Below are 21,329 nucleotides of genomic sequence, written 5' to 3'. Positions count from 1 at the left end.
ATGACTAATGGTAAAAAATTTGCAGTTGAACGAGGGGGCTATCAGCTTAATGTCGAGCAATATGGCTCAGGGCCATACCTGTTGATTATTGGTAGTGTTAACTATTATAAAAAAATTATTCCTAAGGCATTGCATGAGAATTTTACTTGTGTGTATGTGGATCATCGTGGATTCGCCAAGAGTCATGCTGCGAAGCCTGTCAAATCGATCAGCTTAGAAATTATCACCCGTGATATCCAAGCAATATGCGATAGTCTTAACTTGACCAAAGTTAGCATACTAGGGCATTCAGGCCACGGCTATATGGCTATGCACTTTGCAAGTTACGCCAACATTGAGATTGAAAAGTTAATAGTGGTTGGTGTAGCACCAAACCTGTCGGGTCATATGCAGGAAAAGCAATTTAATTATTGGTCAGCAAACGCCTCCGAACAGAGAAAAAAGTTGCTAGATATAAGTATGGCTAAGCTAGAAAGTGACATTGCCAGACAACCTGCTCGTAAGTTTTCACATATCTGTCGAAGATTGGGCCCAATGAGATGGAAAGACCCATCATTCGATGAGTTATCTTTATGGGATGATGTTGAAATGAACACCTCCCTACTGGATAAGCTTTGGGGCGAAATATTCCGAGATATAGATCTTACGCAATTTTCATCGGACTTAAATGTCACCGTCATTAATGGAGTGCTCGATTTTAGTATTGCTCCGATTGAAACTTGGGAAAGTATTGATGGCGCATTTCAGTCATTACAACTGATTAAGTTAGAAGATGTATCACATACGCCGATGCTTGAAGCACCAGATAAGTTTGTTGATACGATTTTAAGCGTATTTGAACATTAGTGAAATTTCATAATTATGCACAACTGGCAGTTAGAATATTGAAGGCGGTATTCGTTTGAGTAGTTCGGCTTGTAACAAGCTTTTGTCCAATTGTGAGTTTCAGAAGCTGCAATTCATCTGTGATCACCAAGCGATTCGTCTGGACACATATTGAGATTTACAAGTTAGTCTATAACATTGAGCATGGATCATGATTCACTAGAACTTTCCGCTGAGGTCAACCTAGTAATCACCGACGATCTCATCCATCTCCCGCTTATGTGTAGATGTTACTATTACAAGGTTCTGGCTGCTTTCTTCGATATTGGTTTCGTTTAAGACGATTTACCAATCGTCAGCATCACGAAACTTGGCTTTCTCTCTGCTTGCAGACTTATCTTCAATATGTAGCTCAAGGTCGAGAGATGACAAAAGACGCATTAAGCTCTCAATACTTGAAGAGGCAGGATCTCGTTCCAATTTGGATACGGTTGTTTGCTTTAAGCCAACAATATCGCCGACTTTGGTTTGATTGCGCTTTTGATTTCGACGGATATCTCTCAGGTATATGCCTAACTGCTTGGGACCCGTAATCAACATTGTACTCTCCAGAACGTTTTAACCCCCATAGAGGATAATATCACATTTATCCTCTATGGGGGTTAAAATTAGCATTGTTTTATACAGTGGATACGGTTTCCCCTAGTACTCTTAGTAGGCAAATTCCTATAAAATTTTATCGAGTTATCTGCTTGATTCACTTGCTAAGTTAAGCTGTTTTTGTATACTAAATGTGATTCACAACTGTCAACGCGACATTTGATTGATAATCGAAGAAAGCTAACAAACTCAAGAGCTTGATAAATATAGGTTTTCAAAGAGATAGGGTTCAAATCCCTATCTCTCCGCCACTTTTAAGAAAAGCCGCTGTTTTTACAGCGGCTTTTTCGTATCTGATTAACATCATTTTCTCATACTGATATTTTATTCCACGCACCAGTTGCCATTCATTAGATAAGTACCCTCTCCATTCATCACATACCAAAGGTGTATTTTTTAGAAACTGGCATCAAATATGCTTCCCATTATTCAGCGGTTATGTCGTAATTAATGACATGGTTAGAGAGGAGAAATGTATGAGCCATCTCTATAAGATTGAATCCTACAGTGAAGAAGCGGTCAGCTCGATTGCCCAGTTTATCCGTTCTAAAGGTGGAAGATGCTGTATTGCTGGTTTTGCCGTGATAACAAGCCACCCTTTTCAAGAGCGCGAGGCGTGGCGTTTACTACCACTTGTCGGCAAAGTGACTGACAATGTAACCGATTGGGATACCAGCCTTTTTTATCGAAAATGTGATAATTAGCTCGTCAGGTCGGTGAACATCTTACCTAATTCACAGGCCTCTGCTTACTTAGCGACCGATTCTTTGATGTCATTTTATTGAGCCGAATTACGTTGATAACGCGTGGTTTTGCTGGATTTACGTGTCTTTCGTTTGAATGCAGGGCGCTCCACTTTAGGCAATGAGCGAAGCGACTCTGGCACTGCGCCCGATTTCGCCTGTTCCATGATCTGAATAATGCGCTCTTGCAGCACTTGCATAAAGGGTTGATACGCTTGCCCACGTTCAGCCATCGCTTGCAATTGATGCTCCCAATGGGCGGTCATATCAGGATAAGTTGATTCATTTGGCAGCGCATGAATTAAACCCCTTCCCGCTGGCGAGCTTAGAATCAGCTTACCTTGACGTGTTAAGAGTTGCCGCTTGAATAAAGTGTCAAGGATCCCCGCTCGCGTCGCTTCCGTACCCAAACCATCGGTTTCACGTAAGATTTTTTTCAGCTCTTTATCTTCAACATAGCGAGCAATTCCCGTCATCGCTTGTAGCAAAGTCGCTTCAGTAAAATGACGAGGAGGCTCGGTTTTTCGATCGTGAATTTCCCCTTCTCGACACGTCAGCACCGTCCCTTTACTCAGTGGTGGAACGGCATCGACTCCGTTCTCTTCTTCATCGACTTTGCCTAACAAACTCTTCCAACCGGTGTCAACCAGTTGTCGCCCTGACGCAACAAAAAAGCCACCCGCAATATCAAACACCAGCTTGGCTTCCGCGTACACGGCGGCGGGATAAAATTGCATCAAGTATTGGCGCGCAATCAATTGGTATATTTTCATCTCATTTCCCGACAAGGCATTGACGGATGCCTGCTTTGGTGTGGGAATAATGGCATGGTGCGCGTCCACTTTCTTATCGTTCCATGCTTTGGATTTAAGAGCTAAGTTTGCGCCACTGACCGCCGTTAACAACTCTTTGGCGTTGCACGCGATAGCTTGAGTTACTGACGAAGCTTGAGCGTAATGTTCTTGTGGTAAGTAACGACAATCTGAGCGCGGATAGGTGATTAATTTATGCTTCTCATACAGAGATTGGCAAGTGTCTAACACTTGCTGGGCGCTCATTGCAAAGCGCTTCGCTGCATCAATTTGCAGTGCAGATAAGGAATAAGGTAACGGCGCGGCTTGCTTAGTTTGCTTTTGTTCGGCTTCAATCACTGTGGCGGGTTGCCCTGCGATGCGCTGTGCGACATTTTCCACCAACTTGCGGTTTAAGACTCGCCCTTCTTCATCTTGCCACGGCTGACAAGCAGCGCTGGGTTTCCAGCGCGCACGGATATCAAACGCCACTTGATCAGTTTGATAAGGGATTAACGCATGTAATGTAAAATAGTCTCGCGGGATGAAGTTTTCTATCTCCTCATCCCGACGTACCACAAGCCCGAGAATAGGAGTTTGTACCCGTCCAACCGACAAGACACCTTGATAGCCCGCTTTCTGCCCCAGCAAAGTATAAGCCCGTGACATATTCATGCCATACAACCAATCGGCTCTTGAACGCGCGAGCGCTGAAACCGATAAAGGGATGAATTCGCGGTTACTGCGCATCTGTTTCAGTGCACGCTGCACGGCTGGAAGGTTTAAATCGCTGATCAGTAGCCGCAATGCTTGCTCTTTTTTACTTTGGCTTACTTTGCAATAATCAATCACTTCATCAACTAATAGTTGCCCTTCGCGATCCGGGTCTCCTGCATGGATAATTTGCGATGCTTCTTTCAAAAGCTGACGAATCACAGTCAACTGTTTGCTCGATGTTTTGCGCGGTCTAAGCTGCCACTGTGAAGGAATGATAGGTAAGTCGAGTAAATTCCACTTTTTATAGCGTTCATCATAAACATCCGGCTCAACTTGCTCGAGTAAATGCCCAATACACCAAGTAACGATGTCGCCATTCGCACAACGAATGAAACCTTGATCTTTCTTGTGTGGTTTCGGCAGAGCATCGGCTATAGCGCGCCCTAAGCTGGGCTTTTCAGCAATGAATAAACGGGTCATAAACTCAAATCAACGCAAAAAATAAGGCCACATTAACCAATGTGACCTTAATAAATCAAGAAAAACTGTTATTTTATACAGTATTACTCTTCATTGCCTGCACGTGCAGCGGCTTCTTTCACTAAAGGTTGCAGTTCGCCTTTTTGGAACATTTCGATAATGATGTCACAACCACCAATCAACTCACCTTCAATCCACAATTGTGGAAAAGTAGGCCACTGTGCGTATACAGGCAGCTCAGCGCGGATATCTGGGTTTTGCAGAATATCCACATAAGCAAATTTCTCACCGCAAGCCATCAAAGCCTGCGCAGCTTGAGAAGAGAATCCGCAACTTGGTAGCTTAGGAGAGCCTTTCATGTATAGCAGAATGGCATTTTCTTCAAGTTGCTGTTTAATTTTATCAATAGTTTCCATTGCTTCCTCTTAATGGGGATAGTGCGGTTTGTTACTGACATTCTAAATCATTAATAGAGAATAAAAAGCACATATTATTTATGGATATCCTGCCTATACAACAATTTTCAACATTAGGACTTTTAATAAAGTAAAAACTTGCTAAAATACCTTCAAGTCAGTCGTATCGACGAATATCATTATAATATCTGGAAGCTACTGAAAGAGACTTTCACTCTTTCTACACAACGGAGAATCGAGCAATGTCATTCGAATTACCAGCTTTGCCTTACGCTAAAGACGCTCTAGAACCACACATTTCAGCCGAAACACTAGATTTCCACCACGGTAAGCACCACAACACTTACGTTGTGAAGCTTAACGGCCTTATCCCTGGCACTGAATTTGAAGGTAAATCTCTCGAAGAGATCATCAAGACTTCAACTGGTGGCGTATTTAATAACGCCGCTCAAATTTGGAACCACACCTTCTATTGGCACTGCCTTGCACCAAATGCAGGTGGCGAACCAACAGGTGCCGTTGCAGACGCAATCAACGCCGCATTTGGTTCTTTTGAAGCTTTTAAAGCAAAATTCACTGACTCAGCGATCAATAACTTTGGTTCATCTTGGACTTGGTTGGTGAAAAATGCGGATGGTTCTTTAGAGATCATCAACACTTCAAATGCAGCCACACCACTGACTCACGAAGGTGTGACTCCGCTACTGACGGTTGATCTGTGGGAACACGCTTACTACATCGATTACCGTAACCTACGCCCTGACTACATGAATGGTTTCTGGGCACTGGTTAACTGGGCATTCGTTGCAGAAAACCTAGCAAAATAACCTTTTCCCCTTGGATTGGTATTTAGTCATATGAAAAGCCTGCTTTGTCGCAGGCTTTTTTGTTATTTTATCTAAAGTTATCTGCTTTCTCGCCGCTAAAAATGCATCGGTTGGAGAGGCAAATGCAAGTACATACATTAGATAAAGCCAGTATTATAAACGAGCTTCAATTTGGCTCGGGGCTAAGCCATGCTGTCCAGCAAGGACGCCGTGCGGACTCTGCACTCATACTGTCGATGTTTTCTAACGATGTACGCGACAACACTCCTGTTGAACGTATTGAAAACCCACCCACTAGCGATGAATTGTTACGTAAGCGATTTGAGCTTACGGAGCCTCAAGCACTGCGTTCCGACCAAAGCTCTTACGCTGTTTCAGCAAAACAGGCCGAGCTTTTCCATCACGGAGGACTCGCCAGTGCGAAACTCAGCCACTACTTGACTCCTGAAGTACTCGCCTATTTGCCTGAAGATACGCATGATTTACCCGAAGAGGTATATCTTAATCTGTCAGGACATGAGCGAAGGCATCTTGCCTCCCACTCAAACGTTGAGCTCTTAGTTGCCGATCTGTCGGTTCAACTCACCGTTGCCCACCGGCGAGATCAGATCCGCACCCAAGTTTGATGTCTTGTATGTAACACAAAACGACATTCTCTAGATCAGAATGTGAGTATGACCAAAAAAAACACATACCACGCTCGCTTAGGCTGAGTAATTTGATGTTATTCACACCCTACCCACAGTTAATCAACCATCCTATTGAGACTAAATCCCGCTACAACAATAAAACAAACAATAGGGTGAGGCACCCAATGGATATAAAAAGTGCAATAATATTAATCACTTCAGCAAGTTCGATGCTTGGTAGCACGCTGGCCGTTCATTTCGCACATTTAGGTGCAAAAATTATTTTGTGTGACCAAGACAAATTTGGATTAATGGAAACCTTTGCTCGTTGCAAAGCGATCTCTCAGGATGTTCATTATTACCACACACCAGATTACTCTTTAGAAACGATCCATCGGCTGTTCGATTTTATTGATCAAACCTATCATGGGGCACCGGATGTACTGGTCAATAATTGGCCAAACGCATCCCTCCCACCCTTGATAGGTGAACAACGAGCTGAAGTCTTTCTTCAGAAGCTCGCCATGATGGCCTCAACTTTATTCACTTTTGGTCAAGCAAGTGCTGAGCGAATGCGTATTAACAACAAACCAGGTGTGATTGTGAACGTCATTTCTCAAAATGATGAGTATGACCTAGCGGGAATTGAAAATGCGAATTCTATGGTTTCTGGTTTCACGCAGAGTTGGGCAAAAGAACTAACCCCTTTCAACATAAGGGTCGGAGGCGTAGTGCCTAGCGCAAAAGGTGATGTAGATGAGAAGCCCCATTGGGCTGAGCTGCAAGATGAATTGATCCGCAATACGGAATACATCGTCGCTAACGAATACTTTAGCGGACGTGTGATGTCGGCCTAGCTAGCAGTACAAGGCCGACCTACATGGGTATGATTAAAACCCTTCTTCCAGATAATCGTCAAGATACTCTTCTTCCGATTCATCATACGTTTGGGTATCAATTTCTGCTTTAAAATCTTGGCGTTGTAAATAAACATCGCGAGTTAATGAATATGGATCTGGGGAGTTTTCCAACGTCACTTCTTGGGGAACGAGCCTTGCTCGGGTCTCCAATCCTTCCAGAGCCCATTTGCCTAGGCCAGCCCAGACATTGAGATAAGAAAGTGGTACATACAAGCCATCCACAACATCTGTGGTTTCTCGAATCGTGTAGGGCCCGTATCCAGGAATCATTAAATATGGACCATTACCAACACCATAATGGCCTACCGCATCACTAAACGCTTTTTCATTGTGTTTGGTGATGCCCGCTTCTGACGCAATATCAATCATCCCAAACAGGCCTAAGGTGCTATTAATCCAAAAGCGGTTAAAGTGGTCAACGGCTTTCGTACCATTACCCATCAATATGTTGTTGATAATGCTTGAAGGTTCATCAAGGTTTGACAGAACATTGGCGATCGTTTTGCTAATGGGGTGTGGAATGTAATCCACGTAGGCAATCGCAACAGGGCGAACCAAGTATGGATCGATATAATCGTAGTTGATTGTCCACATTGATCGGTTAAAAACCTCAAAAGGATCGCCCGACTGCGTTTGATTTGATTCGGCTGACGTTGAATCCGGAGCGCTTGCACACCCTGCTAATACGAAAAGGAACAGCATAGGGCATATCAGTCGGGATAGGCGGCTTATCATTATTTATTTCCATGTATAAAGGCCGATGAGACATCGGCCTATCAATACGTTAATTGTATATAAGTGCTATTAATACTGCTTATTGATCACAACTTCAACAGGTTGACCGAGGCTCATGGGAGCACTTTCACCAAACCAATCACCTTGTTTGGTTGAAACATTGCCATCCGTATCCAAGCGTACTCGAACAATAAGCTGTGCAAGGTCGGATAACTTCCGACCCTGAACCATGCTATTGCTATCATCTAACACAACCTTAATAGGGAATTGAGTCAGTGGATAACGCGCTGCGGCAACAGGCATAGGTGCACCATCAGAACTGTGCACAGAGACTATGAGTACTGCATTTTGTTCAAGAGTCACACCATCACCGAGTGAGATGGTGACAGGAACCATTTTCCCATCGATAGCTTTAGGCTGCATTTTGCTTTGTGCTCTTTCAATACTGCGCGAAAGCATCTCATAACGGCTATCTTCAGGGCCAATCATCTGCTGCATTAATCGCCAATACTTCATCGCCACTGGGTAATCCTGGCGTTCAAACGCATCAAACGCAAGTAGTGAAAACACGCGTAGATCAACATAATCTTGTTGTACTAATGCCGTTAAAATTTCACGTGCTTGATTTTGGTCAAGCTCATCTTGTGACAACATTAATGCTTGCGCATAGCCCAACTTCACATCTGCATCTTTTGGATCTAACGCATACGCTTTCTTCATTGAGCCAATCGATGTTTCTATATCTCTGTTAGCAAGTCCAATACGTCCAAGCAGCAACCACCCGGTCGCATCTTGAGGCTGATAATGCAGACGAGTGCGCAGCGCCAGTGTGAGATCATTCATCTCATCATCACTTAAGGCGGCACCTTCTGGTGACATCATTTTTTTTGAGAGTGCAGGTAAGTTAGCGTTCACTTTCTGCCACTGCTCTACTTGACTAGCCGCGCCAAATTTTAGGTAAAAGCCATAGCTTAAGATGACGACCAATAAAATCGAGGGGATCAAAACAACCATCGGTGATACATGTGAAGAATTTCCTTGCACCGATTGCGCAGGAATATCATCCAATAGCGACTGTTTCAGATCAGCAATCAGCTCTTGTTCGCTGTCAACCAACCCTTCTTGCGTCTCTTCGTGTAACTCTGCAAGGCGGTTTTTAAAGATCGCTTTGTTCAATTCGTCACGCAGCGCTGCATCGTTGTTCGCTCTGTTTTTGAGGATCGGCAGTGCAATGAAGACACAACCAAAGAAGGTCAGAATGAGGGTAGATAACCAAAAAAACGTCATTATTGTTTGTCTCCATGCTTCTCATCATCAACCGCGTCTTCGGCGAGCAACTGATTTAATCGCTCTTCCTTTTCGGCATCCCAAACTTCACCACTTTGAGCGGTTGATGCTTTACGACGTTTGCTGCGTAATACAATAAAACCAAAACCCAGGAACACCACACTCAAAGGACCTAGCCATAAGATGGAAGTCGCCAAAGTCAACGGTGGGTTATAGGTCACAAAGTTGCCGTAACGTGCAATCATGTAGTCAACAATGTCTTGTTCAGACTTACCTTGCTTGGTCATTTCATAGACTTTATTACGTAAGTCCTGTGCTAATGCAGCATTTGAGTCGGCAATAGTATTGTTTTGACACTTTGGACAACGCAATGTATTACTCAACTCTTTGAATTGCTGCTCTTGCTGTGGATTATCAAACTCGTACACTTCAATTGCAGATTGCACAGAAAATACCAAAGCAAAGCTAGCAATGATCGATAATATAAAACGCTTCATTACTTCGCTTCCTCTAGAAGTTTCTGATACATAGGTTGCAAAGTTGTTTGCCAATTGGTTGGATTAACATCCCCCACATGGCGGTAACGAATAACGCCGTTGGCATCAATGAGAAAGGTTTCCGGCGCACCGTAAACGCCGAGATCTAACCCTAGCATACCATTACCATCGAACAGGCTGATCAAGTAAGGATTACCTAGCTCATTTAACCATTGAACCGCTTTATCTCGTTGATCTTTATAATTTAAGCCTATAATTTTTACACCATCACCCGCCAACCGATTGAGATATTGATGTTCGGCATAGCAGGTCGGGCACCAAGTTGCCCAGACGTTCAGCAGCAAAGGCTCGCCTTTAAATATCGCTTGGTCATACAGCTTGCCGGGTTCAGCTAAATCTTCCAAACGAAATTCAGGCACAGACTTACCAATCAGAACCGACTCCAATTTTGTGGGATCATCACCTTCGGTATTTTTGACCAACTGAGTAACAAACACGGCAACTAGACCAAGAAAAGCCGCCAATGGAATAAATAGAATTTTCTTGTTCATCTACGCCTCCTGTTGGGAGCTTTTTCTAAAGCGGTAGCGTTTGTCACTGATGGCTAACGCACCACCTAATGACATCAATAAAGCACCAGCCCAGATCCAACGTACAAATGGTTTGTAATAAATTCGGATCGCCCATGAACGACCATCTTCTAATCGCTCACCCATTGCAATGTACAAATCGCGAGTGATGCCACGATCGATGGCCGCTTCAGTCATCATTGACTTGGCAGTACGATAAAAGCGTTTTTCCGCATGGAGTGTATTCACGTATTGCCCATCCTGCGTAATTTCAAAATCGGCAATATAACCATCATAGTTCGGGCCATCTTTATCCCTTAACCCTTTGAAATAAAAGTTATATTGTTGGATTTCAAAAGATTCCCCAGGTGCTAGACGAACATCACGCTCGATACTGTAGTTTTGCACCATCGCAATACCAATCACAGTAACGGCAAGACCAACATGGCCTAACATCATGGCCCAGTGGCTACGTTGTAGTTTAGTCACCCCTATCATAAAGCTATGACGATGTGTCGCACGTTGGTGCAACTCGACAACGTGTAGCAAGATGATCCAAAACGCCATGACCCAGCCGATAAATGCCATCAAGCTAAAGCGTTCAGCTAGCAGGTACACCATAACCGCCGAAAGAATCAACGCCATCAGGCCACAAATCAACATCGGTTTCAAAAGCTTGGAAAAATTATCGCGCTTCCAACGGATCAGTGGACCGATCCCCAGCAAAAATGCAAATGGCACCATTAGCCATGCAAACAGCATGTTGAAGAAAGGCGCTCCTATTGATACGGAACCAAGGCCAATCTGCTTGTGGATTAAAGGTAACAAGGTGCCAACCAACACCACCACCAATGCCGCGATTAATAAGATGTTGTTGGAGAGCAGCGCATTTTCACGCGAGATCAATTCAGCATTGCCACGGACGCGCACTGCCGCACCTTTAACGGCAAACAATAGCAGTGAGCCACCGATGACAAACACCAAAAACCCAAGGATAAACAGGCCACGAGCGGGATCGGATGCAAATGCGTGTACCGAAACCAAAATACCAGATCGCACTAAGAATGTGCCCAGTAAACTGAGCGAAAATGCTGAAATTGCCAGTAACACTGTCCAAGCTTTGAATGTGCCACGTTTTTCTGTCACAGCAAGTGAGTGCATCAATGCCGTTCCCGCAAGCCACGGCATAAACGACGCGTTTTCTACTGGATCCCAGAACCACCAGCCACCCCAGCCAAGTTCGTAGTAAGCCCACCACGAACCTAGCGCGATACCTAATGTCAAAAATAACCACGCCGCAGTTGTCCAAGGACGAGACCAACGGGCCCATGCAGTATCCAAACGCCCGGTCATCAAAGAGGCTATCGCAAATGAGAATGCGACTGAAAAACCAACATATCCCATGTATAACATGGGTGGGTGAATGATTAGCCCAGGATCTTGTAGCAGCGGGTTTAAGTCACGACCATCAATTGGGAAATAGGGTAAGGTGCGTAAAAATGGATTCGAAGTCACGATGACAAACAGCAAGAATCCAACGCTGATCAGCCCCATAACGGATAAGACTCGCGCCACAGATTCTTGAGGCATACCACGGCTAAAGGTAGCCACCGCCACAGTCCATCCCGCTTGAATTAAAACCCACAGCAATAATGAACCTTCATGCGCCCCCCACACCGCTGTTAGACGGTAATACCAGGGTAATTGACTATTCGAATTACTCGCCACGTATTGTACCGTGAAGTCATTGACATAAAATGCCCACAGCAAAATGCTAAATGAGACCAATAGCAATGAAAACATTCCCCATGCTAATGGCCGCGCAGTATTCATCAGCATAGTATTGTTTTTAGAAGCACCAACAAGTGGAAGTAAGCTGAGTAATATGGCAAGCCCAAGTGAAACAATAAGGGCAAAATGTCCTATTTCAACAATCATTGAGCACTTCCTTGTTTTTGTTCCGAGCTATAGGTTAACGGCTCATGCGTTTTCTTCATTGCTTCAGCAATTTCCGGTGGCATATAGTTTTCATCATGCTTGGCTAGCACTTCAAACGCTTCCACTGTGGTGGCATCTTTCAATACGCCTTGCGCAACAATACCCTGACCTTCTCTAAACAAGTCGGGTAAGATGCCTTCATATTCGACCGTCACATTTGGACCAACATCGTGGAGCTGAAATCTTACTTTTAGTGAACCCGGATCTCTTTTCACAGAGCCCACCACCACCATGCCGCCAATGCGTAGCCGTTGACCCACTTCTGGCTTTGTCCCATCGGGTTTACCGTGTACAAGCTCGGTCGGCGTATAGAAAAGGTCCATATTTTGATTGAGTGCATACAACATCAAACCAATGGTGGCACCAGCCCCAATAATCAATGCCAAAATAATGGTGAGTCTTTTTTTACGTCTTGGGGTCATAAGGTGTTCTCCATATGCTTTGCAGCATCAATTCTGGCTTGGCGTTCAACCTTTGCTTGCACATCTTGCAACAAGGTTTTGCCACGCTTGATGCTGAGCATCAGTAAAATAAACATGGATAAAAAGGTAATGCCAAATGCACTCCATACATAGGCGGAGTAACCGCCCATCGCCAAGAAATCACTCAAAGAGTCAAAATGCATGATCAGTTACCTTTCTGTGTTTGAAGGGTTGCCAATTCGATAACCCAAGGGCGATGGCTCTCTTTACTGATAATTTCATTGCGTAAGCGGACCATAGTGACCGCAGCAAAAAAGAAAGCAAAACCAAAAATATTGAGCAGCAGTGGCCACAACATGTCACTGGATATGGAAGGCTTTTCAAATTTAGTAATCGTGGCACCTTGATGCAGGGTATTCCACCACTCAACGGAGAAATGAATGATAGGTAGATTGATCACACCAACGATGGCCAGCAGACCTGCGGCTTTTGCGGCTGTTTTTTGATCATCGAAAGCGTGGTAAAGCGCAATCACTCCCAAATAGAGAAACAGTAAAATGAGCTCAGACGTCAGACGAGCATCCCATACCCACCAGGTACCCCACATCGGTTTGCCCCAAATTGCTCCAGTAATTAACGCAATAAACGTAAATACCGCACCGATGGGCGCCATTGCAGCAGCGGCCATGTCTGACAGTTTTAATTGCCAAACTAGACCAATGAAAGCCGCAATCGCCATCGACATATAAATGCCCATTGACCAAATGGCGGAAGGGACATGAATGTAAATGATTCTGAAGCTGTCGCCTTGTTGATAGTCTGCCGGAGCATAAGCTAAACCAAGGATATTACCGACTACCAGGCATAAGATAGCGAGCCCTGCAAACCAAGGCAGGAACTTTCCACATAGCCGATAGGCGGATTCAGGCTTTGCATAGGGATGGAGCCATTTCCACATTGTATTGTCTCACTCTTACTTCATTGCTTCTGAGCATGTGTCTGCTCAGTTTATTGTGTTGTTGATACGCAACGCTCAAATGCATTGCTGAAAATATCGTTCGTACTTAATTTAGTTAACGCTGACTCTCAATGCTGCGCTAATAGCAAATGGAGTTAATGTTATCGCGCCCATAAACATTGCCCCCAAAACAGCCAATTGACCGTTGTAGAGCATGCCAAGCGATGCTGCATCAATAGCTGATGTAGCGAAGATTAAAATCGGGATATACAAGGGTAAGACCAGTAGGCTCAGCAACACGCCACCTTTTTGCAAGCCTACGGTCAATGCAACACCAATAGCACCGATAAAACTCAACGTTGGCGTGCCAATGAACAAAGTCAATACAACTGCAAGCCACGTATTAAAATCTAATGACAATAATACGGCTAACAATGGGCTAATTAAAATTAAAGGCAGTCCAGTCAATAACCAATGAGCCACGACTTTTGAAATAACGACTATGGGTAATGGCACTGGGATCAGCATCATTTGTTCAAGTGACCCGTCTTGAAAATCATCGCGAAACAGACGCTCAAGTGATAGTAGCGCCGACAGTAACGCCGCAACCCAAACAATACCTGCAGCGATACGGGCGAGCAAAGCAGGCTCTGGGCCGATACTCAGCGGGAATAGGGTGATCACTATGATAAAAAACCACAGTGGATTAAAAATATCGGCTTGACGTCGAAAGGCGATCAATAATTCACGACGGATGATCATCCCCATGGTCACGATCATGACTCATGCCCCAATTTAATTTTTCGCAATTGCGGATAGTGAGCAAACATATCTTGGTGTGTGGTCAATACAACAATGCCACCTTGTTGCGCATGCGCTAGAAATAAGGCTTCCAACACTTTGACACCTTGCTTATCAATCGCAGTTAACGGTTCATCTAAAATCCACAACTTTTGTTGACTGAGCCACAAACGAGCCAGCGCAACTCGGCGCTGTTGTCCGGCAGAAAGCTGGCCTGCAGCCACGTCTTCTCGGCCAGCTAAACCCACTTTAGCCAAGGCTTGATATATCTCTTGAGAAGACGATTCTGCATTATGCACTGATTGATAAAAATAAAGATTCTCGAATGCCGTCAAATCGCGCTTAACCCCAGTTTGATGACCAAGAAACAGTAAATCTTGGTGGTAATCATCACGATTAGACTCAATATTCATGCCATTCCACAAAATAGAACCATCCTCTCTATCACCTAACCCGGTAATAATTCGTAGTAAGGTCGTTTTACCTGTGCCGTTCCGTCCTTCAATCTGCACCAATTCGCCAGCATGAATCACAAAGCTAAGTGCTTCAAACAGAACTCTTTCATCACGAATTGCGGTCAGGTTATTTACTTCAAGCATGTGCATCTAAATCGAGAAATTTGAGCCGCTATATTAGCACACCACACCTAAGACAAAACATAATAAGACTATTACCAGTCACGAAACTAGGTAAGAAACTGTTAATTTTTAATTATTTTCTGTCTCATTTACTACTTTATGGCTACATTTAACCACATTCAAAACTAGAGAGGGAAGCCATTGGCTTCCCTCTCTAGTTTCGCTCTTTCGACTATTTTTTTGCAGGTCGCCTCGTACTTTGCACCGACTCGCGACCTTCCGGGTGACTACTCAGTGGCGGGATGCTTTCATGCCCTGCAATTTTCTTCTGCAAGGACATCATCAACTCAGCTTCAGCTTTAGGTAGCTCACACTCTTTAATAAGCTCATTGATGTCAGCACCGAGTTGGACCATTTTTGTCGCTCGGCTGTATAAACGCCCATCCGTATCAACATGTTCCAATTCAGTAATTCGCTCGTTTAAATGCTGGATGAGATCCTGCTGATCCGTCACTTTTTGGCCAAGACCAATAGCAACTGAGCGTATTTCCAACAGCTGTCTATTCGCCTTTTGCAACTCCTTATCTAACGATCGGGCTTGTTGTCTTTGGTGATCAATCTGTTGGGCAAGTCCCTGACGTACACGAAGTAACACCAGCAACAAAAATACAACAACAAAAACCGCGCTCCCTATAAGAATAACAGGAGCACTGAACAACATAGCTTCGCTCATTATAGGTGGACCATCTCGTCCCACTCGTCTTCAGTTAGCAGTTTATTCAGGTCAACAAGGATCAATAGCTTACCGTCACGGTTGCTCACGCCTTGGATAAACTTAGCGCTCTCATCAGTACCAACACTTGGTGTAGTATCGATTTCAGAAGAACGTAGGTAAACTACTTCCGCAACGCTATCGACTAAAATACCAATCACTTGGCGCTCAGATTCAATCACAATAATGCGTGTATTATCCGTGATTTCACCTTGCATTAAGCCAAAACGAGATCGTGTATCAATGACGGTCACAACATTACCACGTAGGTTAATGATGCCAAGAACATAATCAGGAGCACCTGGTACCGGTGCAATTTCTGTATAGCGGAGTACTTCACGTACCTGCATTACATTAATTCCGTATGTTTCTTCTTCTAGTTGGAACGTCACCCACTGAAGCACTTCGTCGTTAGACTTGTCTTTTCTTACTTCTACTTCGTTAGTCTGAGACATACCTTTTCCTCTCTAAGTCGATTCCGACATCAATGTATTATTATTTCTCTAGTGCTTTTACATCAAGCCCTGCATTAAGCATAGCTATCAATGCTTCAACATGGATCAAAGCACACATTTTTTCTTTTACCATTCCAGCAAGCCACGGCCTTTTGCCTGCCTGTTCTCGCCAGCGGACCTTCTCTGAGCTTAGCAATTCTGTACCCATAAGCTGAGTACTTGCTAACCCCCACATACTGTCACCAAGCATGACGATGTATTGATAACCTTCTTTGTAGCTATCATCATGGAGCTTTTCTGCCATTACCCATTTTGCCGTATCGACAACATCTAGCTGATTGTCTTTATTAGTTTGCAGTCCAAGGTACCAAGCAGGTCGACCGATTAAATGATTGAGCGTTGCCATACGGTGGATCCCCCCAAGTTCATCAAGAGGCACCGCAAACGTCACGCCATTCACTTCAAAATAGAGCACTTGAAAATCTCGTGTTCTCGCAGTGCTTTGCCATGTACCAATTCCAGAGTAGCCCGCTTGCGTTTCAAGTTCGACTTCAGCCGTCGGTTGCTCAACCACTTCCACGTCAACAGCAAATTCTTCAACAGTGTCTGCCGCAGTCAGAATTTCAACTTCAGGTTCTGTTTCCAAGGTATCGGCGGGAATATCCCATTCTTGGATCTCTTCAACAATTTCAGTCACTGGTTGAGTTTTTAAAGCGATCTGAACGGTGTTTTGCTCCATGATCTCTTCCAGCTCTAACTCTGCCACTGGATTACTTGATTCTAGCTGGCTTAATAAGCGCTGCACATCATCTAAATTCGGCAGCTCAAACTCAACCACTTCAGCATGGTAATAACTTTTTTCCGGTACAGATTGCACCGATGTCGAAAGCGCTAACTCAGGTTCAGCAAGGGACAATTCTTTTTGCTCTTCCGCTTTCAGCTCAAGTTCAATCGCTTCTTCATCTAGTAACGCTGTAAAGTAGTCATCGAGTGCTTGTTCACTGGATAAAAATGGCCCACTACTCATCAATAGCTAGCCTCTCTAAATAAATCAGCAACTGCTTATAAGCAAAAACACCACGGCTACCTTCAGCAAAATGAGAAGCAGGCAAGCGCTTTAAACTCGCATCACGAAACTTGGTGTCTATAGGTACAGCAGAGCTCCAAACTTGCTCTGGGTAATCTTTTTTAAGTTGATTCAGCGTTTGCAAAGAAGCCCGGGTTCGCTTGTCGTACATAGTCGGTACGATAGTCACTTTAAACGATCGACTACGAGATTTTTGCATGATGGCTAAGGTGCGAATCATCCTTTCGAGCCCTTTCATAGCCAGAAACTCAGTCTGCACTGGAATTAAGATACGATCGCTGGCGGCCAATGCATTAACCATCATTACACCTAAGATTGGAGGACAGTCGATCAATACGTAGTCATAATTATGGCGCAATGCAAGAAGCGCACGTTTCAAAATCAGCCCCATTCCACTGCGGTTGCCCATGACTCTATCTAAAGTGGCTAGAGACATATGGGCAGGGATGAGATCAATGCCTTCAACATCGGTTTTTAGGATAAGAGGGGTAACGCTTTGCTCTGTTAACTCACGTTGCTGAAATAGGTCAAACAGGCTGACGGGCACGCCATCAGAATCATAACCTAAGTATGTAGTAAGCGAGGCGTGAGGGTCAGTATCGACCAACAGCACTCTTTTGCCTTGCTGACTTAGCAAACCAGCAAGCGTAATCGTTGTGGTTGTTTTACCCACACCGCCTTTTTGGTTTGCAATACTCCATACAATCATTGAACTTCCTTTATGCGAGGCCAACTTCAACTAACATTCGTTCTGATATACGCTCTAACGGTAAATCTTCAGACGAGATCCCCGCTTTTGCGACAGCTTGCGGCATGCCATACACCACGCAACTTTCTTCATCCTGAGCCCAAATGGTTGCCCCTGCGGCTTGTAACATTCGAGCCCCTTCACGACCATCGGCTCCCATACCAGTCAATATCATTGACAGCACTTTATCTGCATAGATCTTCGCCGCAGAACCGAATGTTATATCAACACACGGCTTATAGTTCATACGTTCTCCACCATCGATAATGCGCAATTTAGCACTACCCGGACGGCCCTCAATCATCATCTGTTTACCACCCGGAGCCAAATAGGCAACACCTGGGCGCAATGCATCACCATCTTCTGCTTCTTTCACTTCAATTTTACACAGTGAGTTGAGCCGGTTTGCAAATGCAGCAGTGAAAGTGGCTGGCATGTGTTGAATGAGTACGATCGGATGCGGATAATTCGCAGGTAACTTCGTCAATATTTTTTGTAACGCAACCGGGCCCCCTGTAGAGGTACCGATAGCAGTCAACTGATATTTTTTACCTGTAGCTTTAAAGCGAGCCAATGTGCCCATTGATTTCGGCGCAGGGGAACTCGCCGTTGTAGCCGCTGTTCTATTGGCAAACGGCGATGATGTGCTCGGCACTGGGCGTGAAACCAAAGGTCTTCTCAGCATCCCTTTTTTGGACGCGATTTGAATAACCCGTTGTTGTAATAAAGCGACAGCCTCATCACGGTTACGGGCAATATCTTCAAATTTTTTCGGTAAGAAATCTAACGCTCCAGCATCTAAAGCATCTAGCGTTGCTTTGGCACCATCATGAGTCAGCGATGAGAACATCAAGATCGGGATCGGGTTCGCAGCCATAATTTCACGGACAGCAGTAATGCCATCCATAACTGGCATCTCAATATCCATTGTGATGACATCAGGCTTTAAGATTCTCGCTTTTTCTACGGCTTCTTTACCGTTAGTTGCAACATCAATCACTTCTAGACGGGTGTCAGAGTTAATAATTTCACTCACACGCCGTCTAAAAAAGCTCGAATCATCAACGACTAATACTCTAATCGCCATGGGTGTCCTTATATTGTGTGCTCATTTAAATGCGGGAAGCAGCAGCATACTGCTTAAGCAAATCTGGCACATCTAGTATTAGTGCAATATGTCCATCGCTGGTAATCGTTGCCCCAGCCATACCCGGTGTTTTTTGAAGAAGCTTATCTAGTGGTTTGATTACCACTTCTTCTTGGCCAATTAAGGTATCAACCACAAAACCAACTCGCTGGCTACCAATCTGAACAATAACAACATGTCCATGACCTTTACGCAGTTCTATTTTACCTGCTTTAGGTGCTAGCCAATTCTGTAAGTAGAAGAGTGGTATCGATTTTTTACGTACTATGATGGTCAGTTGTCCATCAACGACGTTCGTCCGGCTAAGATCAAGGTGGAAGATTTCATTCACGCTCGCAAGTGGTAGAGCAAATGGATGCCCTGCGACCCCAACCATCAATGTCGGTAAGATAGCGAGTGTTAGCGGCACTTTGATCGTAATCTTAGTCCCTTTGCCCATCTCAGAATCGATGTCAATTGAACCATTGAGTGTATTGATGGCTGTTTTTACAACATCCATCCCAACACCACGCCCAGAAATGTCTGAAATTTGCTCTTTACTGGAGAATCCCGCCATAAAGATTAAGTTGAAACACTCTTTATTGGAGAGACGCGACGCCGCATCTTCATCCATCATGCCTCGTTTAACCGCAATACTACGCAGCTTATCTGGGTCCATACCGCCGCCATCATCGACGATAGCTAGCTCAATATGATCACCTTCTTGCGAAGCTGAGAGTATGATTTTACCCGTGCTTGGCTTTCCAGATTTGCTACGCACATCAGGCATTTCAATGCCGTGGTCAACTGAGTTACGCACTAAGTGGATCAATGGGTCTGCAAGCGCTTCAACCAAGTTTTTATCAAGGTCTGTTTCTTCGCCCCGCATTTCAAGCACGATGTCTTTTTTCAGGGTACGTGCAAGGTCTCGAACCACGCGAGGGAAACGACCGAACACTTTCTTAATCGGTTGCATGCGCGTTTTCATAACAGCGCCTTGCAAATCCGCAGTAACTACATCAAGGTTAGCCACCGCTTTTGCCATCTCTTCGTCGTTGCTATTAAGCCCTAAACTCAGCAAGCGGTTACGCACTAGCACCAATTCGCCAATCATGTTCATAATGATGTCGAGCGTTGATGTATCAACACGGACTGTTGTTTCCGGCTGAGTTTGCGCTTTTTTAGCCACAGCAGGTGCTGATACTTCTTTTTTCTCAGCCACTGCAACCGGAGCTTTCGCAGGGGAAGAGGTGGCTGGAGCCGTTACTTTAGGCTGAGGAGCAGGTGTAGGTTTCGCCGCTTCAGCTTTCGGTTTTGCGGTCTCTGTTGGTTTTACAGGCTCTGCTGGCTTCACATTTTCAGAAGCAGGTCTGGTTGCCATTTCCAACTCTTCTGGCAATGGCCCTTTTCCTGAGCCATGCAGTTCGTCAAGAAGCTTTTCAAACTCCTCGTCCGTCATCAAATCATCGCCACCACCAGCAGAAGCTTTAGGTGCCGCTGTTGATTTAGGCGGAGTAGTTGGTTTCGCTGTAACCTCAGGAGCGGGTTCAACGGTTGGAGCTTTGCCTACGCCGTGCAGTTCATCAAGCAGCTTTTCAAATTCGTCATCCGTAATGTCACCACTAGCAGCCACTGATGCACTTGGGGCTTTAGGCGCTGGGGCCGCCGGTGCGGCATTTTCAGAATGAGCATTAGGCGCTGTGCCCTTGCCATGTAATTCGTCTAACAGTTTTTCAAATTCATCTTGCGTGATTTCATCGATAGAATTTGACGCGACAGCCTTTGAGGCCACTGGTTGAATGACTTCCGGTTCAGGCGCTTCGATAGCGGCCTCTTCCTCGACTTCAACTTCAGCAATAACAGGCTCCACTTCGTCAATTTCATCTTCAGAAGCAGGACGACACAATTTATGAAGTTCATCGAGTAGAGCGGGATCTGCAGGCTCTAAGGGTTCTTGATCTTGAACAGCGCGAAACTGTGCGTTAACGGTGTCTAAAGCTCGTAACATCGTATCCATCAAGCTCGATGTTACACTTCTTTGGCCATTGCGTAAGATATCAAATACGTTCTCGGCACCGTGGCACGTCTCAACCAGCTCGGTGAGGGCAAGAAACCCGGCCCCACCTTTAACGGTATGGAAACCGCGGAAAATCGCATTTAATAACTCCCTGTCTTCGGGGTTGTTCTCAAGTTCAACCAATTGCTCTGAGAGCAATTCGAGAATTTCACCTGCTTCAACCAAAAAGTCCTGAAGAATGTCGTCGTCTAATTCGTAGCTCATACGTTAC

At 44.7% G+C, this 21,329-nt stretch carries 24 protein-coding genes; 5 read left to right on the top strand and 19 right to left on the bottom strand.

Going from position 1 to position 21,329, the window contains the following annotated elements; translation table 11 throughout:
• Positions 1-846 carry an alpha/beta fold hydrolase gene (locus AACR75_RS12230; protein ID WP_047687825.1) on the top strand — a complete coding sequence of 282 codons (846 nt, stop codon included), beginning with the start codon at positions 1-3 and terminating at the stop codon, positions 844-846.
• 324 nt (positions 847-1,170) lie between these two features.
• On the opposite strand, the gene AACR75_RS12225 is transcribed toward AACR75_RS12230, so the two are convergent.
• On the bottom strand, positions 1,171-1,425 hold the full coding sequence (locus AACR75_RS12225; protein WP_045545705.1) for a helix-turn-helix domain-containing protein: 255 nt from the start codon (positions 1,423-1,425) through the stop codon (positions 1,171-1,173).
• 536 nt (positions 1,426-1,961) lie between these two features.
• Here AACR75_RS12225 and AACR75_RS12220 point away from each other — a divergent pair.
• A complete protein-coding gene (locus AACR75_RS12220) occupies positions 1,962-2,189 on the top strand; it encodes a hypothetical protein (RefSeq protein ID WP_026028272.1) in 228 nt (75 codons plus the stop codon).
• 74 nt (positions 2,190-2,263) lie between these two features.
• On the opposite strand, the gene AACR75_RS12215 is transcribed toward AACR75_RS12220, so the two are convergent.
• Both AACR75_RS12215 and AACR75_RS12210 read right to left on the bottom strand, forming a co-directional pair.
• Entirely contained in the window at positions 2,264-4,216 is a 1,953-nt protein-coding gene (locus tag AACR75_RS12215; protein WP_047687824.1) for a DNA topoisomerase III, read from the bottom strand.
• A gap of 83 nt (positions 4,217-4,299) precedes the next feature.
• A complete protein-coding gene (locus tag AACR75_RS12210) occupies positions 4,300-4,632 on the bottom strand; it encodes a Grx4 family monothiol glutaredoxin (RefSeq protein ID WP_010318865.1) in 333 nt (110 codons plus the stop codon).
• Positions 4,633-4,874: 242 nt separating this feature from the next.
• Here AACR75_RS12210 and sodB point away from each other — a divergent pair, with 242 nt between their 5' ends.
• The 3 genes from sodB (at position 4,875) to AACR75_RS12195 (ending at position 6,945) form a co-directional block, all read left to right on the top strand.
• A complete protein-coding gene (gene sodB / locus AACR75_RS12205) occupies positions 4,875-5,459 on the top strand; it encodes a superoxide dismutase [Fe] (protein ID WP_010318866.1) in 585 nt (194 codons plus the stop codon).
• Between the two features lie 122 nt (positions 5,460-5,581).
• Positions 5,582-6,085, top strand: a complete 504-nt coding sequence (locus AACR75_RS12200; RefSeq protein ID WP_047687823.1) for a VC2046/SO_2500 family protein — start codon at positions 5,582-5,584, stop codon at positions 6,083-6,085.
• A 233-nt stretch (positions 6,086-6,318) separates the two neighbouring features.
• Positions 6,319-6,945 carry an SDR family oxidoreductase gene (locus AACR75_RS12195; protein WP_370685854.1) on the top strand — a complete coding sequence of 209 codons (627 nt, stop codon included), beginning with the start codon at positions 6,319-6,321 and terminating at the stop codon, positions 6,943-6,945.
• Between the two features lie 33 nt (positions 6,946-6,978).
• On the opposite strand, the gene AACR75_RS12190 is transcribed toward AACR75_RS12195, so the two are convergent.
• The 16 genes from AACR75_RS12190 to AACR75_RS12115 form a co-directional block, all read right to left on the bottom strand.
• On the bottom strand, positions 6,979-7,743 hold the full coding sequence (locus tag AACR75_RS12190) for an MlaA family lipoprotein (RefSeq protein WP_047687822.1): 765 nt from the start codon (positions 7,741-7,743) through the stop codon (positions 6,979-6,981).
• Between the two features lie 69 nt (positions 7,744-7,812).
• The gene (ccmI, locus tag AACR75_RS12185; protein WP_047687821.1) at positions 7,813-9,030 is read right to left on the bottom strand and encodes a c-type cytochrome biogenesis protein CcmI; all 1,218 of its coding nucleotides are present in this window, start codon (positions 9,028-9,030) and stop codon (positions 7,813-7,815) included.
• Positions 9,030-9,527 carry a cytochrome c-type biogenesis protein gene (locus AACR75_RS12180; RefSeq protein WP_013856381.1) on the bottom strand — a complete coding sequence of 166 codons (498 nt, stop codon included), beginning with the start codon at positions 9,525-9,527 and terminating at the stop codon, positions 9,030-9,032. Before AACR75_RS12180 ends, ccmI begins: the two co-directional genes overlap by 1 nt.
• Positions 9,527-10,078, bottom strand: coding sequence for a DsbE family thiol:disulfide interchange protein (locus tag AACR75_RS12175; protein WP_047687820.1), 552 nt, complete (start codon positions 10,076-10,078; stop codon positions 9,527-9,529). Before AACR75_RS12175 ends, AACR75_RS12180 begins: the two co-directional genes overlap by 1 nt.
• Entirely contained in the window at positions 10,079-12,034 is a 1,956-nt protein-coding gene (locus tag AACR75_RS12170; protein ID WP_017045241.1) for a heme lyase CcmF/NrfE family subunit, read from the bottom strand.
• On the bottom strand, positions 12,031-12,516 hold the full coding sequence (ccmE, locus tag AACR75_RS12165) for a cytochrome c maturation protein CcmE (RefSeq protein ID WP_013856378.1): 486 nt from the start codon (positions 12,514-12,516) through the stop codon (positions 12,031-12,033). Before ccmE ends, AACR75_RS12170 begins: the two co-directional genes overlap by 4 nt.
• Positions 12,513-12,719, bottom strand: a complete 207-nt coding sequence (gene ccmD / locus AACR75_RS12160) for a heme exporter protein CcmD (RefSeq protein ID WP_013856377.1) — start codon at positions 12,717-12,719, stop codon at positions 12,513-12,515. The genes ccmE and ccmD overlap by 4 nt, the downstream gene beginning before the upstream one ends.
• Before the next feature lie 2 nt (positions 12,720-12,721).
• Positions 12,722-13,474, bottom strand: coding sequence for a heme ABC transporter permease (locus tag AACR75_RS12155; protein WP_019280903.1), 753 nt, complete (start codon positions 13,472-13,474; stop codon positions 12,722-12,724).
• A gap of 111 nt (positions 13,475-13,585) precedes the next feature.
• The gene (gene ccmB / locus AACR75_RS12150; RefSeq protein WP_013856375.1) at positions 13,586-14,254 is read right to left on the bottom strand and encodes a heme exporter protein CcmB; all 669 of its coding nucleotides are present in this window, start codon (positions 14,252-14,254) and stop codon (positions 13,586-13,588) included.
• A complete protein-coding gene (ccmA, locus tag AACR75_RS12145; RefSeq protein ID WP_047687984.1) occupies positions 14,251-14,874 on the bottom strand; it encodes a cytochrome c biogenesis heme-transporting ATPase CcmA in 624 nt (207 codons plus the stop codon). Before ccmA ends, ccmB begins: the two co-directional genes overlap by 4 nt.
• A 211-nt stretch (positions 14,875-15,085) precedes the next feature.
• Positions 15,086-15,610 carry a DUF2802 domain-containing protein gene (locus AACR75_RS12140; RefSeq protein WP_081989641.1) on the bottom strand — a complete coding sequence of 175 codons (525 nt, stop codon included), beginning with the start codon at positions 15,608-15,610 and terminating at the stop codon, positions 15,086-15,088.
• The gene (locus tag AACR75_RS12135) at positions 15,586-16,080 is read right to left on the bottom strand and encodes a chemotaxis protein CheW (protein ID WP_013856372.1); all 495 of its coding nucleotides are present in this window, start codon (positions 16,078-16,080) and stop codon (positions 15,586-15,588) included. Before AACR75_RS12135 ends, AACR75_RS12140 begins: the two co-directional genes overlap by 25 nt.
• 40 nt (positions 16,081-16,120) lie before the next feature.
• Entirely contained in the window at positions 16,121-17,110 is a 990-nt protein-coding gene (locus AACR75_RS12130; protein WP_013856371.1) for a chemotaxis protein CheW, read from the bottom strand.
• Positions 17,100-17,876, bottom strand: coding sequence for a ParA family protein (locus tag AACR75_RS12125; RefSeq protein WP_026027244.1), 777 nt, complete (start codon positions 17,874-17,876; stop codon positions 17,100-17,102). The genes AACR75_RS12130 and AACR75_RS12125 overlap by 11 nt, the downstream gene beginning before the upstream one ends.
• Positions 17,877-17,886: 10 nt before the next feature.
• Positions 17,887-19,002: a protein-glutamate methylesterase/protein-glutamine glutaminase gene (locus tag AACR75_RS12120; RefSeq protein WP_017045237.1), complete on the bottom strand. Its 1,116-nt coding sequence runs from the start codon at positions 19,000-19,002 to the stop codon at positions 17,887-17,889.
• A gap of 25 nt (positions 19,003-19,027) precedes the next feature.
• Positions 19,028-21,322, bottom strand: a complete 2,295-nt coding sequence (locus AACR75_RS12115) for a chemotaxis protein CheA (protein ID WP_017048523.1) — start codon at positions 21,320-21,322, stop codon at positions 19,028-19,030.
• Positions 21,323-21,329 lie beyond the last annotated feature (7 nt).

The sequence above is a fragment of the Vibrio sp. ZOR0018 genome (assembly GCF_963865925.1).
In the GTDB taxonomy this organism is placed as follows: Bacteria; Pseudomonadota; Gammaproteobacteria; order Enterobacterales; family Vibrionaceae; genus Vibrio; species Vibrio anguillarum.
Note: the sequence above shows the minus strand (reverse complement) of the source record. Positions and strands in the feature narration are given on the sequence as shown.